This is a genomic window from Cytobacillus sp. NCCP-133 (assembly GCF_026011715.1).
In the GTDB taxonomy this organism is placed as follows: Bacteria; Bacillota; Bacilli; order Bacillales; family Cytobacillaceae; genus Cytobacillus.
This window is the reverse complement of record NZ_BRVM01000001.1, coordinates 758684-771231: the sequence shown is the minus strand read 5'-3', so window position 1 is coordinate 771231 and position 12548 is coordinate 758684. Positions and strand designations below refer to the sequence as shown.

General features: G+C 43.2%; 7 protein-coding genes, 20 tRNA genes and 2 rRNA genes. 27 read left to right on the top strand and 2 right to left on the bottom strand.

The features are described 5' to 3' along the window. From NCCP133_RS03920 to NCCP133_RS03815, 22 genes are all read left to right on the top strand, one after another. Positions 1–168 (top strand): 23S ribosomal RNA (locus NCCP133_RS03920); the annotation flags it as partial. 127 nt (positions 169–295) lie between these two features. Continuing rightward, positions 296–412, top strand: a 5S ribosomal RNA gene (rrf, locus tag NCCP133_RS03915). A gap of 9 nt (positions 413–421) precedes the next feature. Beyond that, positions 422–497: transfer RNA gene (locus NCCP133_RS03910), tRNA-Val, on the top strand. A 20-nt stretch (positions 498–517) separates the two neighbouring features. Next, a tRNA-Thr gene (locus NCCP133_RS03905) sits at positions 518–593 on the top strand. Between the two features lie 53 nt (positions 594–646). After that, a tRNA-Lys gene (locus tag NCCP133_RS03900) sits at positions 647–722 on the top strand. A 9-nt stretch (positions 723–731) separates the two neighbouring features. Beyond that, positions 732–816: transfer RNA gene (locus NCCP133_RS03895), tRNA-Leu, on the top strand. Between the two features lie 8 nt (positions 817–824). Further along, positions 825–899 (top strand) — tRNA-Gly (locus NCCP133_RS03890). Positions 900–906: 7 nt separating this feature from the next. Beyond that, positions 907–995, top strand: a tRNA-Leu gene (locus NCCP133_RS03885). A gap of 9 nt (positions 996–1004) precedes the next feature. Next, positions 1005–1081: transfer RNA gene (locus NCCP133_RS03880), tRNA-Arg, on the top strand. A gap of 6 nt (positions 1082–1087) precedes the next feature. Further along, positions 1088–1164, top strand: a tRNA-Pro gene (locus NCCP133_RS03875). Positions 1165–1176: 12 nt separating this feature from the next. Beyond that, a tRNA-Ala gene (locus NCCP133_RS03870) sits at positions 1177–1252 on the top strand. Positions 1253–1270: 18 nt separating this feature from the next. Further along, a tRNA-Met gene (locus NCCP133_RS03865) sits at positions 1271–1347 on the top strand. A 16-nt stretch (positions 1348–1363) separates the two neighbouring features. After that, a tRNA-Ile gene (locus NCCP133_RS03860) sits at positions 1364–1440 on the top strand. Between the two features lie 15 nt (positions 1441–1455). Next, positions 1456–1548: transfer RNA gene (locus NCCP133_RS03855), tRNA-Ser, on the top strand. A gap of 175 nt (positions 1549–1723) precedes the next feature. Then, positions 1724–1797 (top strand) — tRNA-Met (locus NCCP133_RS03850). 3 nt (positions 1798–1800) lie between these two features. Next, a tRNA-Asp gene (locus NCCP133_RS03845) sits at positions 1801–1877 on the top strand. Positions 1878–2048: 171 nt separating this feature from the next. After that, positions 2049–2124: transfer RNA gene (locus NCCP133_RS03840), tRNA-Phe, on the top strand. Between the two features lie 169 nt (positions 2125–2293). Further along, positions 2294–2367: transfer RNA gene (locus NCCP133_RS03835), tRNA-Gly, on the top strand. A gap of 129 nt (positions 2368–2496) precedes the next feature. Further along, a tRNA-Ile gene (locus NCCP133_RS03830) sits at positions 2497–2573 on the top strand. 9 nt (positions 2574–2582) lie between these two features. Further along, positions 2583–2657: transfer RNA gene (locus NCCP133_RS03825), tRNA-Asn, on the top strand. A gap of 5 nt (positions 2658–2662) precedes the next feature. Continuing rightward, a tRNA-Ser gene (locus NCCP133_RS03820) sits at positions 2663–2753 on the top strand. 4 nt (positions 2754–2757) lie between these two features. Then, positions 2758–2829 (top strand) — tRNA-Glu (locus tag NCCP133_RS03815). An 88-nt stretch (positions 2830–2917) separates the two neighbouring features. Here the strand turns inward: NCCP133_RS03815 and NCCP133_RS03810 are convergent. Further along, on the bottom strand, positions 2918–3115 hold the full coding sequence (locus tag NCCP133_RS03810; RefSeq protein ID WP_264803624.1) for a hypothetical protein: 198 nt from the start codon (positions 3113–3115) through the stop codon (positions 2918–2920). Between the two features lie 225 nt (positions 3116–3340). Between NCCP133_RS03810 and glgB the strand changes: the two genes are divergently transcribed. The 5 genes from glgB to NCCP133_RS03785 all read left to right on the top strand — a co-directional run bounded on the left by glgB (position 3341) and on the right by NCCP133_RS03785 (position 11366). Further along, the gene (glgB, locus tag NCCP133_RS03805; RefSeq protein WP_264803623.1) at positions 3341–5287 is read left to right on the top strand and encodes a 1,4-alpha-glucan branching enzyme; all 1947 of its coding nucleotides are present in this window, start codon (positions 3341–3343) and stop codon (positions 5285–5287) included. Then, positions 5229–6371: a glucose-1-phosphate adenylyltransferase gene (locus NCCP133_RS03800; protein ID WP_264803622.1), complete on the top strand. Its 1143-nt coding sequence runs from the start codon at positions 5229–5231 to the stop codon at positions 6369–6371. Before glgB ends, NCCP133_RS03800 begins: the two co-directional genes overlap by 59 nt. 126 nt (positions 6372–6497) lie before the next feature. Further along, the gene (locus NCCP133_RS03795; RefSeq protein ID WP_264803621.1) at positions 6498–7526 is read left to right on the top strand and encodes a sugar phosphate nucleotidyltransferase; all 1029 of its coding nucleotides are present in this window, start codon (positions 6498–6500) and stop codon (positions 7524–7526) included. Then, positions 7523–8974, top strand: a complete 1452-nt coding sequence (gene glgA, locus NCCP133_RS03790) for a glycogen synthase GlgA (RefSeq protein WP_264803620.1) — start codon at positions 7523–7525, stop codon at positions 8972–8974. The genes NCCP133_RS03795 and glgA overlap by 4 nt, the downstream gene beginning before the upstream one ends. Next, a complete protein-coding gene (locus NCCP133_RS03785) occupies positions 8964–11366 on the top strand; it encodes a glycogen/starch/alpha-glucan phosphorylase (RefSeq protein ID WP_264803619.1) in 2403 nt (800 codons plus the stop codon). Before glgA ends, NCCP133_RS03785 begins: the two co-directional genes overlap by 11 nt. A 257-nt stretch (positions 11367–11623) precedes the next feature. Here NCCP133_RS03785 and NCCP133_RS03780 read toward each other — a convergent pair whose 3' ends face one another. After that, positions 11624–12475: a dimethylarginine dimethylaminohydrolase family protein gene (locus NCCP133_RS03780; protein WP_264803618.1), complete on the bottom strand. Its 852-nt coding sequence runs from the start codon at positions 12473–12475 to the stop codon at positions 11624–11626. Positions 12476–12548 lie beyond the last annotated feature (73 nt).

Here is a 12548-nt window from a genome sequence, read left to right as displayed (position 1 = left end):
AAGGGATAAGTGCTGAAAGCATCTAAGCATGAAGCCCCCCTCGAGATGAGATTTCCCATAGCGTCAAGCTAGTAAGATCCCTGAAAGATGATCAGGTTAATAGGTCAGAGGTGGAAGCGTGGCGACATGTGGAGCTGACTGATACTAATCGATCGAGGACTTAACCAAGTTATATGGTTATTACTCGGCAAACACTTCTTCATACATTATCTAGTTTTGAGGGAACGAAAAAAATAAAATTTCCTCTTGAAAAATCTAAAAAAGACGGTATAATAAAACTTGTCTTTGAAAATAGTCTGGTGGCGATAGCGAGAAGGTCACACCCGTTCCCATACCGAACACGGAAGTTAAGCTTCTCAGCGCCAATGGTAGTTGGGGGCTGTCCCCCTGTGAGAGTAGGACGCTGCCGGGCTGTTATAATGGAGGATTAGCTCAGCTGGGAGAGCATCTGCCTTACAAGCAGAGGGTCGGCGGTTCGATCCCGTCATCCTCCACCATTAATTAAATTGTACAAGCTGCCGGTGTAGCTCAATTGGTAGAGCAACTGACTTGTAATCAGTAGGTTGGGGGTTCAAGTCCTCTTGCCGGCACCATCTTTATTCTCTTCGAGAACACTTATCAGGATTTAGAAGACTCATAAAGTTATGAGCCATTAGCTCAGTTGGTAGAGCATCTGACTTTTAATCAGAGGGTCGAAGGTTCGAGTCCTTCATGGCTCACCATTTAAATATGCGGGTGTGGCGGAATTGGCAGACGCACCAGACTTAGGATCTGGCGCCGCAAGGCGTGGGGGTTCGACTCCCTTCACCCGCACCATTTAATTTGCGGAAGTAGTTCAGTGGTAGAACATCACCTTGCCAAGGTGGGGGTCGCGGGTTCGAATCCCGTCTTCCGCTCCAATTAATTGCCGGGGTGGCGGAACTGGCAGACGCACAGGACTTAAAATCCTGCGGTAGGTGACTACCGTACCGGTTCGATTCCGGTCCTCGGCACCATTTTATAATGCGCCCGTAGCTCAATTGGATAGAGCGTTTGACTACGGATCAAAAGGTTAGGGGTTCGACTCCTCTCGGGCGCGCCATACAAACGGGGAGTAGCTCAGCTTGGTAGAGCACTTGGTTTGGGACCAAGGGGTCGCAGGTTCGAATCCTGTCTTCCCGACCATTAAAAATAAATGGGGCCTTAGCTCAGCTGGGAGAGCGCCTGCTTTGCACGCAGGAGGTCAGCGGTTCGATCCCGCTAGGCTCCACCATAAATATTTTATCATTTTGGCGGTGTAGCTCAGCTGGCTAGAGCGTACGGTTCATACCCGTGAGGTCGGGGGTTCGATCCCCTCCGCCGCTACCATTTTAAAACCAAAGCTGGACCTTTAGCTCAGCTGGTTAGAGCAGACGGCTCATAACCGTCCGGTCGTAGGTTCGAGTCCTACAAGGTCCACCATTTTCACTTATATACGGAGGAATACCCAAGTCCGGCTGAAGGGATCGGTCTTGAAAACCGACAGGCGGGTCAAACCGCGCAGGGGTTCGAATCCCCTTTCCTCCTCCATATTTATAATAATAGGGGTGGAGCACGCCCGAATAAGCATCGAAGGAATTACTTCAGCGCAACGATTGAGCTGCTGCTTGAATAATCTTTCTGAAATCGGAGCGGCACTTCATTGAATATGCTGCGAAATGAGATGCTAGATGTGAGCATTTAAAAAACACATAAATAATACTATCGCGGGGTGGAGCAGTTCGGTAGCTCGTCGGGCTCATAACCCGAAGGTCGCAGGTTCAAATCCTGCCCCCGCAATCTGGTCCGGTAGTTCAGTTGGTTAGAATGCCTGCCTGTCACGCAGGAGGTCGCGGGTTCGAGTCCCGTCCGGACCGCCATCTTTAAAAATTTAAGAGGTAGATGGCTCAGTAGCTCAGTCGGTAGAGGATTTTAAAAGAATGCAGCTGCGAAGCTTTAGCATCATCGAATGGCATGCTTTTAAAATCTGCGACAAAGAACGCAGGGCTTTGAAGCACAGCTATTAAACTTTAGGGTAATTAATTTAATACGGCTCAGTAGCTCAGTCGGTAGAGCAAAGGACTGAAAATCCTTGTGTCGGCGGTTCGATTCCGTCCTGAGCCACCATTTAAAACAATTAACGCGGGTGTAGTTAGTGGTAAAACCTCAGCCACGAGCGAAACATCCATGAATTAACATCGAGTTGCCTCGACGCATCAGCTTCCTGGATTCGCTTTCAGAGGAAGAGGCATGCAAGGGCAGAAATCAAAACAGTAGCTTAAATATCATTCTAAATGCGGGTGTAGTTTAGTGGTAAAACCTCAGCCTTCCAAGCTGATGATGAGGGTTCGATTCCCTTCACCCGCTCCAAAAAGAATTGCGTAGGCAACTGTCCAGCTTTGAGAGACGTTGGAGAGATGGTCATGCAAATCCTGGTTTGGGATTTGTAGTAACAGATCGAAGCGGACGAAAAGCTAGGAGCCGAAGCTAGACAATAATGGGCCTATAGCTCAGCTGGTTAGAGCGCACGCCTGATAAGCGTGAGGTCGGTGGTTCGAGTCCACTTAGGCCCACCATTTAATTATTCCGCAGTAGCTCAGTGGTAGAGCATTCGGCTGTTAACCGAACGGTCGTAGGTTCGAATCCTACCTGCGGAGCCATATATGGGGAAGTACTCAAGTGGCTGAAGAGGCGCCCCTGCTAAGGGTGTAGGTCGGGCAACCGGCGCGAGGGTTCAAATCCCTCCTTCTCCGCCATATTGGCCCCTTGGTCAAGCGGTTAAGACACCGCCCTTTCACGGCGGTAACACGGGTTCGAATCCCGTAGGGGTCATACAAAAAAGCTGTCAACATTATGTTGGCAGCTTTTTTGTTATCTAAAATTGTTGATTCATCTTGCATTATGTTCCTGCTCTTTTCTTTTAATCAAACATCTCATCTTTCTTACTCAGTTTATTCCCAGGGTTATTCAAATCTATTTCCGAAGATATCCCGGTGTATGGTCCCCTGAACATATCCCCGGTTGCCATGATTTTTCCATCTGGTGTTTCAAATAAAGGGATCTTTATTTGATCTTTACTTGCCTCATTTAATAAGAACTCCTCTTCTTTCTTACTCAAAATATTATTCTCCTTTCATTTTCTGTTTGCATAGTTTGTTTTATTTTGTCTAAGCTTACCGGAAATTATGTCGAAGGCTGTAGAAAAAGAGAATAAGCTTCCGTTAATTAGCGTTTTTTGAACATTACTGTCATAAAATTAAAAAAACTTTTACAAGGATTTTTTCCTCCTTGCTCGAATATAACAGGAAAGTCAAAAGAAATTGAAGACTGGGTGGGGAGAAGGATGTTAGTGGATACTTTGTTTCCAACCGATTATCAGCTGCATTTGTTCCATGAAGGGACTTTTTTTGAAAGCCATCAGCTATTTGGGGCGCATGTCGTTGTGGAAGATGGAAAAGTTTATACCCGTTTTTGTGTTTGGGCACCAAATGCTAAAATTGTCAGATTAGTCGGTGATTTTAACAATTGGAATGGAGAAGGCTATACCTTACATAGAGTGAATAATGAAGGTGTCTGGTTTATTCATCTGGATGAAAACATGGAGGGTGCCTTGTATAAGTATGAAATAAAAACAAAGGAAGGAAAGGTATTATTAAAAGCAGATCCTTACAGCTTCTATTCGGAGACCAGGCCTGAAACGGCATCTATTGTGTATTCACTGGATAACTATGAATGGAACGATAGCAAGTGGCAGCAGAAAAAGGAGAAAAAGCAAACTTTTTCAGAGCCTGCTGTTATTTATGAGGTTCACCTCGGGTCTTGGAAAAAGAAAGAAGATGGCAGCTTACTTTCTTACAGAGAACTTGCAGATGAATTGGTTCCTTATGTTGTGGAACAGGGCTTTACTCATCTTGAACTGCTTCCTGTCGTTGAGCACCCGCTCGATGCTTCCTGGGGCTATCAGGGAACAGGCTATTACTCCGCAACAAGCAGATATGGAACGCCGCACGAACTCATGTATTTTATTGATCAGTGCCATCAAAATGGAATTGGCGTAATTCTAGATTGGGTTCCAGGACATTTCTGCAAAGATGCCCATGGCCTTTATCAGTTTGACGGAACGTATTTGTATGAGTATGAAACGGAGGGTGACAGAGAGAATCGAGTTTGGGGAACAGCCAATTTCGATCTGGGCAAAAATGAAGTGCAAAGCTTTCTAATATCTAATGCAATTTTTTGGATGGAAAATTATCATATTGATGGATTCCGGGTTGATGCAGTCGCCAATATCATCTATTGGCCTAACCGGAATGGAAATACTGAAAATCGGTTTGGAACCCGTTTCCTTCAAAATTTGAATACAGTCGTTTCTCAATACGATTCGTCCTTTCTGATGATGGCTGAAGATTCTACCGATTGGCCACAGGTAACTTCACCGGTCCAGTATGGCGGGCTTGGCTTTCATTACAAATGGAATATGGGCTGGATGAATGATGTGCTTACATATATGGAAACAGTGCCTGAACTGCGTTCTGCTGTTCATGGGAAAATGACTTTTTCCCTTTTGTATGCTTTTACGGAAAACTTCGTGCTGCCTTTTTCCCATGATGAAGTGGTTCATGGAAAAAAGTCATTGCTTGATAAGATGCCAGGGGATTATTGGGAGAAATTTGCCCAGTTCAGGCTGCTGCTTGGCTATATGTTTTCCCACCCTGGAAAGAAGCTGCTTTTTATGGGAAGCGAACTTGGCCAGTTCTCTGAATGGAAGGATAAAGAACAGCTTGATTGGCATTTGCTTGACTATGAGATGCATAACAAAACAAATGAGTTTGTGAAGGAATTAATTAAGATTTATAAACGCTCCAAGCCACTGTATGAGATGGATCATAGGCACGATGGCTTCGAGTGGATTGATGTAAACAATGTGAGTCAGTCCATTTTTTCTTTTATCAGATCAGGGGCAAACGAGGAAGATTTCCTTGTTATTGTCTGCAATTTCACATCTGATTTCTATCATGATTATCGTATTGGCGTTCCCAAGAAAGGATCCTATCGTGAAATATTAAGTAGCGATCGTGAAATCTTTGGAGGTTCCAATTGCATTAATAAAAAAGTGCTTAAGACAGACGAGAAGGAATTTCATGGAAAGCCTTTTAGCTTGAATATGTCGATTCCGCCATTTGGCATTTCTATTTTACGCCCAGTAAAACATCGGAAGGAGAGAAAGGGAAATGGGAAAGAAAAAGTGTGTAGCCATGCTGTTAGCAGGAGGGAAAGGGAGCAGGCTTAGTTCATTGACAAAGAGCCTTGCGAAGCCGGCTGTTCCTTTTGGAGGGAAATACCGGATTATTGATTTTACATTAAGCAACTGCACCAACTCCGGAATTGATACCGTTGGAGTTTTAACCCAATATCAGCCGCTTGTGCTGAATTCATATATTGGGATTGGAAGTGCATGGGATCTGGACAGAAAAAATGGCGGTGTTACAGTCCTGCCGCCTTACAGCGAATCCTCTGAAGTCAAATGGTATACAGGGACAGCAAGCGCTATTTACCAGAATCTCAACTATTTGAAACAGTACGATCCTGAATTTGTCCTGATTTTATCTGGCGACCATATCTATAAAATGAATTATGAGCTAATGCTGAATTACCATATTGAAAAAGGGGCAGATGCTACCATTTCAGTCATAGAAGTACCCTGGCCTGAGGCTAGCAGATTCGGCATTATGAATACAGCTGAAGGTATGCGGGTTGCCGAATTTGATGAAAAACCGGCTTTGCCAAAAAATAATCTGGCGTCTATGGGAATATATATCTTTAATTGGTCTGTTTTAAAGGAATATCTTGAAATGGATGACCGGAATCCTGAATCAAGTCACGACTTTGGAAAAGATATTATTCCACTTATGCTTGATGAAAATAAAAAGCTGTTTGCGTATCCGTTCAATGGCTACTGGAAGGATGTTGGAACGGTCAAAAGCCTTTGGGAAGCGAATATGGATTTATTGGATGATGAATGCGAGCTGAATTTATTTGATCATGACTGGCGCATTTATTCTGTTAATCCAAATCATCCGCCACAATATATTTCACCTGATGCAGAAGTGGCGGAATCCTTAATAAATGAAGGCTGCACGATTGAAGGGGAAGTTGAAAAATCAGTTCTCTTTCAGGGGGTATTTGTCGGAAGAGGCTCTGTCATCCGTGAATCTGTCATCATGCCCGATGCCGTGATTGGTGAAAATGTCTATATTGAGAAAGCTATTGTCCCGAGCGGCATCAAAATTCCAGACGGGTTTGTGATTAGTGCTTCACAAGAGGATGAGGAAATTACATTAATAACACCCGAAATGCTGCAGGGGATTTGTTGATATAAGAAAAGCGCAAGGCGCCTGGAGCTAAACAGTTCTCAAAGTTCAAAGGGATATAAATTCTGATATTAAAATAAAGCCTGGATGCCGCAAAGGCGCTTGGCCAAATAAACGGGAGGGAATGTCATGAAGAATAGAATGCTTGGTGTGATAGATGCAACAACCTACCATGAAGATTTAGAGGAATTGACAGTGCATAGGTCGCTCGCAGCTGTTCCGTTTGCAGGCCGTTATAGACTAATCGATTTTGTTCTCTCCAATATGGTCAATTCAGATATTGAGAGTGTTGCTATATTTCCGAAGTATCAATATCGATCTTTAATGGATCATTTGGAATCAGGGAAAAATTGGGATCTGAATAGAAAAAGGGATGGCCTATTCTTTTTCCCTTCCCCTTTGCTGGATAGTCCAAGCAAGGGGATTGGTTCGTTTAATCATTTTGCAGCAAATTTGGATTATTTTTATCGGAGCAAGCAGGAATACGCGCTGATCTCCAATTGTTTTACCGTATTCAATATGGATTTCAGGCCTGTTCTTGAAAGGCATACCAAAACGGGCTGCGATCTTACAGTTATCCGTCAGGATGGGCGATCGCTTGAAATGTACCTTGTGAAAACTTCATTGCTTATTAACTTAATAGAAAGCAGAAATGAAACGGGCTATACTTGCATGAACGATGTGGTTACAGACATCCGCCACTCCTTCACCATATGCAATTATGAATACACCGGACTGGCTGTAATGATTGGTTCAATTGAAATGTATTATGCTGCAAGTATGGGCCTTTTGGAACCGGAGGCATGGAAAAATATCTTTAAACGCAGTCAGCCAGTTTATACGAAAGTGAAAGATGAACCGCCCACCCGTTATGTAAAAGGAGCTAAAGCCCATAATTCCATGATCGCGAATGGCTGCATGATTGAAGGAGTTGTTGAGAACAGCATTATATCCAGAGGCGTCAAAATCGGGAAGGGTTCGGTAGTTAAAAACTGCATTATTATGCAAAAATCCCAAATTGGAGAGAACTGTGTTTTAGACTCAGTTATTTTAGATAAAGATGTTAAGGTAGAATCCGGTACCAAAATGGAGGGTACACCTGAAATGCCTTTAGTGATCCGAAAAGGTACCGTACAAGGAGCGCTGATGAACTCGTGAAAGTATTGTTTGCTGTTTCTGAATGTGTTCCATTTATTAAGTCCGGCGGCCTGGCTGATGTCGCTGGTTCCCTTCCAAAGGAGCTAGTTAAGCAGGGCACAGATGTACGGATTATCCTGCCTAAATACGGTACCATTTCAGATAACTTTAAAAAGAAAATGTCGCATAAATGCGAGTTTACAGTAGCAGTAGGATGGAGAAACCAGTATTGCGGAATTGAAGAGCTGGAATATCAGGGGATTACATTCTATTTTGTTGATAATGAGTACTATTTTAACCGTGAAAAATTATACGGCTATTTTGATGATGGGGAAAGATTTGCATTTTTTAATCGAGCCGTACTCGATGCCCTTCAACATATAGATTTCTATCCGGATGTCATCCATAGCCATGATTGGCATACTGGAATGATTCCTTTTCTTCTGCGGGTTGAATACCGTCCGAAAAAAGGCTATGAATTCATCCGGACCGTCTTTACAATTCATAATTTGCAATTTCAGGGAATCATGCCTCGGGATGCTTTAGGGGATTTGCTGGGGCTGGAGTCTACCCACTTTCATCCCGATAAGCTTGAGTTCTTTGGAAATATCAACTTTATGAAAGGCGGGATTGTTGCTGCTGATAAAATAACAACGGTCAGCCCAACTTATAAGGACGAAATTCAAACGGAATATTACGGGGAAAGGCTTCATGATTTGCTTAGACGCAGGACATCCGATCTAGAGGGAATATTAAATGGAATTGATGAAGAATTTTATAATCCAGAGAAGGATCCATTTATTTTTAAAAAGTTTTCTGTTGTGACATTGCAGAATAAGAAAGCAAATAAAAAGCAGCTTCAGGAAAAATTCTGTCTGCCAGTAAAAGAAGATGTCCCGCTGATTGCCATGGTCACGAGGCTGACGAAGCAAAAGGGACTTGATCTTGTTAAGTGTGTTTTCCGAGAACTTATGCAGGATAATGTTCAAGTTCTTGTTCTTGGAACGGGGGACCCTGAATTTGAGCAGTTTTTTAGAGAAATGGAAGCCAGGTATCCTAATAAGTGCAAAGCGTATATTGGATTTGATGAGGGGCTTGCTCATGAATTCTACGCAGGATCCGATCTTTTCCTCATGCCTTCTCAATTTGAGCCGTGCGGATTGGGACAGATGATTGCGATGAGATATGGATCGATTCCAATTGTAAGAGAAACAGGCGGCTTAAATGATACAGTACATTCTTTTAATGAATACACAAAAGAAGGAAACGGTTTTTCATTCAGCAACTTTAACGCCCATGATATGCTGTACACGATCCAGAGGTCAATTGGATTTTATCGTAACAGCGAGGTGTGGGAGCAAATTGTGAAAAATGCAGTGAGCATGGATAATAGCTGGGCGCAATCTGCGTTTAAATACAATCAGCTTTATGCAGGCCTTGTCTCAAGGAGTGAAAGCCATGTTTTCTGATCGGGATGAATTCAAAGAGGAATTTCTGAAAAAGCTGGAGATGACCTGCGGGAAAAGTTTTGGCGAAAGCACTGAAAGGGATCATTATTTTACGCTTGGAAATATGATCAGAGAACATGTTAGCACAGAGTGGATCAACACGAATGAGCGTTACCGCATTGATCGGGAAAAGCAGGTATATTATTTGTCCATTGAGTTTTTACTTGGCCGCCTGCTTCACCATAATTTAATAAACTTGGGAATTGAGCAGGTTGTCAGGGATGGCCTGGCTGATTTGGGAATTGATCTGAACCGCTTAGAGGAAATCGAAGCGGATGCAGGTCTGGGAAATGGCGGGCTGGGGCGTTTGGCCGCCTGCTTTATGGATTCGCTGGCTTCATTAAACCTTCCCGGTCATGGGTGCGGAATTCGTTATAAGCATGGATTATTCGAGCAAAAAATTGTGGACGGCTATCAGGTGGAGCTTCCTGAGCAATGGTTAAGGAATGGCCATGTTTGGGAGGTAAGGAAGGCTGACCTGGCGATTGAAGTCCCTTTTTGGGGCAAGGTCGAGACCACAGAAGTGAACGGTCGTCTTGTGTTTCGCCATGTAGATGCTGAAACCATCTCGGCCGTTCCTTACGATATGCCTGTTGTTGGCTATAAGACGGATACAATCAATACCTTGAGGCTATGGAACGCAGAACCCTCTCCGTATCCGGTCAACCATGATATTTTAAAATATAAACGTGAAACAGAATCGGTTTCTGAATTTTTATATCCGGATGATACCCATGATGAAGGGAAGATTCTGCGGTTAAAGCAGCAGTATTTTCTGGTTTCGGCTAGCATCCGCTCAATTGTGCGTTCCTATCGAAAGCAGCATAATAGCTTAAGAGATTTTCATGAGTATGTAAGCATTCATATCAATGATACCCACCCGGTCCTTGCTATCCCTGAGCTCATGCGTCTTCTTCTTGATGAAGAAGGTCTAGGCTGGGAAGAAGCCTGGAATATAACCGTTAACACGATATCCTATACCAACCATACGACTCTATCAGAGGCATTGGAGAAATGGCCTATCCGAATTTTTCAGCCTCTGCTGCCGCGCATTTATATGATAGTGAACGAAATTAATGAGCGATTCTGCCGCCAGCTTTGGGAGCAGTATCCAGGTGAGTGGAAGCGGATTGAGGACATGGCAATCATTGCACATGACCAAGTTAAGATGGCCCATCTTGCCCTTGTTGGCAGCTCGAGCGTAAATGGGGTTGCCGCACTTCATACAGAGATTTTAAAGAAGCGGGAAATGAATCAGTTTTTTGAGATTTTTCCTGAAAAGTTTAATAATAAAACAAATGGAATCACCCATAGAAGATGGCTCCTAAAAGCAAATCCACTTTTGTCCGGCCTTGTTTCCGAAAGTATTGGGGCTGGCTGGGTTCGGGATCCTGAAAAGATTCGTGAACTATCAGATTTTAAGAATGATAGTGTTTTCCTTGAACAGCTGCACCAGATTAAACAAATGAACAAGGAGAGACTGGCGAAGCGGATTCAGGAGCAAAATGGCATCATCGTAGATACGTCTTCCATTTTTGATATCCAGGTGAAGCGGCTGCATGCTTATAAGCGCCAGCTGTTAAACATTCTGCATGTGATGCATTTGTATAACAGGCTGAAGGAAGATGCCAATTTCCGGATGTACCCGCGAACATTTATTTTTGGAGCAAAGGCATCGCCGGGCTATTACTATGCCAAGAAAATAATTAAATTGATCAATACGGTTGCTGAAAAGGTAAACCAAGACACGCAGACAAAAGACTATCTAAAGGTTATCTTCCTGGAAAATTACCGGGTTTCCCTTGCAGAGGAAATTTTCCCTGCTGCAGATATTAGCGAGCAAATCTCAACTGCGAGCAAAGAAGCTTCGGGAACAGGCAATATGAAGTTCATGATGAATGGCGCTTTGACAGTGGGGACGCTGGATGGGGCCAATATTGAGATAAAAGAAAAGGCAGGGGATGAAAATATTTTCATCTTCGGGCTAACAGCGGATGAAGTGCAAAGCTACTATCAAAATGGCGGGTATAACTCCAGAGAATATTATCATCACGATAAACGCATCCGACAGGTGGCAGACCAGCTTGTGCATGGCTTTTTTCCGGAAATAGATGATGAATTTGAGGCAATCTTTGATTCACTGCTGATGGAAAATGACCAGTATTTTGTTTTAAGGGATTTTTCGTCGTATGTAAACATTCAGAAAGAGGCTGGCAAAGCATATGAAGATCGTGAGCGCTGGCTGAAAATGAGTTTAATGAATATTGCCGGCTCAGGCTATTTTTCAAGTGACCGCACAATCAGTGAATATGCACGTGGTATTTGGAAAATCAAGCCTTCGGCGTTGAAATGATTAATAAGTAGATGTGGAAAGCAGCCCTTTCGTGTAGAAATGGCTGTTTTTTTGACATTTTATAGCAAACTTTACTTGGTGAGCATGCGCAAGGAAAAATGATTGTTAATCATTGGGAATAAAGCCGGAAGCTGAGAGGCGCAAGAGGAGTTAATCGTCTAGATTAACCCCAACTTGAAGAGAAAATCGCAGTAAATTATCCTTGCTTTAGTCAAAATGCATGATGGAAAAAGGGCTCCTATCCAAGGAGCCCAAATTTATAGCCCTTTGCTTCGCCTAACCGGCATGGTGCAGCAGCGGAAGGCACCGCCGGATTTAATGATCTCAGTAATATCTACTTCGATTACTTCATAGCCTCTGGCCCGCAGTTCTTTATTCACATTTTTATTGACAGGAAGGCTAAAAACTTTTTTATTTCCAATGGAAAGGACATTGGTTCCAAGTGTAAATTGCTCTTCCTCAGATACTCTGATTAAATCATAGCGGGACTCAAGCATTTTGACTTTTTCTCCATGGATTTCTCCCGGAAAGATTAGTGCTTCCTCCGGGGAGAGGATGTTAAATACACAGTCAAGATGGAGGTAAGTATCTGTGAAAGGGACAGATATGATTTCATAATTAGGAAGAAGATTGCGCAGATGATCGATTGCTTCCTCGAATGTCCGGTTACTCACCCCCGCATATATCGTATTTCCGTCAATGAGTATGTCCCCTCCCTCAATGCGGTCACCCGTTAAATTGTAAAATGGCATCTGTTTCTGCTCCAGCCATTGTTTCAAAACATTTTCTTCCCCTTGGCGGATATCAGTAGCCATTTCGGCTACGTAGACCTTTTCGCCAAGGGTAAATCCAATATCCCGGGTAAATACCTGTTCGGGATATTTTTCAAGAGACGGCAGTAAAACAACCTCCACTCCCTGGTCCTTTAAAGCGCTGATAAAATGTCTATGCTGCTTCATTGCCAAGTCTATATGGATGCCTTCTTTTTTATAATGCTTTTGAGTTTCATTAATCGTATCGACAATTGTCATATATTGTGGTTCACATAATACCACTTGCTCCAGCTTGTCATATTCAGAAAAGCATGCGGCTATATTTCGTTCAGACATAATAGGCCTCCCAGCAATTTATTCTCAATTTATGTAAATGCAATAGGTTTTGATTGAGGCGGAGATCAACAGC

Bases quoted from the DNA above. Each gene is read 5' to 3' on its own strand.
- NCCP133_RS03780 (WP_264803618.1), bottom strand. From the start codon at position 12,475: ATGTCTGAACGAAATATAGCCGCATGCTTTTCTGAATATGACAAGCTG.
- NCCP133_RS03795 (WP_264803621.1), top strand. From the start codon at position 6,498: ATGAAGAATAGAATGCTTGGTGTGATAGATGCAACAACCTACCATGAA.
- NCCP133_RS03785 (WP_264803619.1), top strand. From the start codon at position 8,964: ATGTTTTCTGATCGGGATGAATTCAAAGAGGAATTTCTGAAAAAGCTG.
- NCCP133_RS03800 (WP_264803622.1), top strand. From the start codon at position 5,229: ATGGGAAAGAAAAAGTGTGTAGCCATGCTGTTAGCAGGAGGGAAAGGG.
- glgB (WP_264803623.1), top strand. From the start codon at position 3,341: ATGTTAGTGGATACTTTGTTTCCAACCGATTATCAGCTGCATTTGTTC.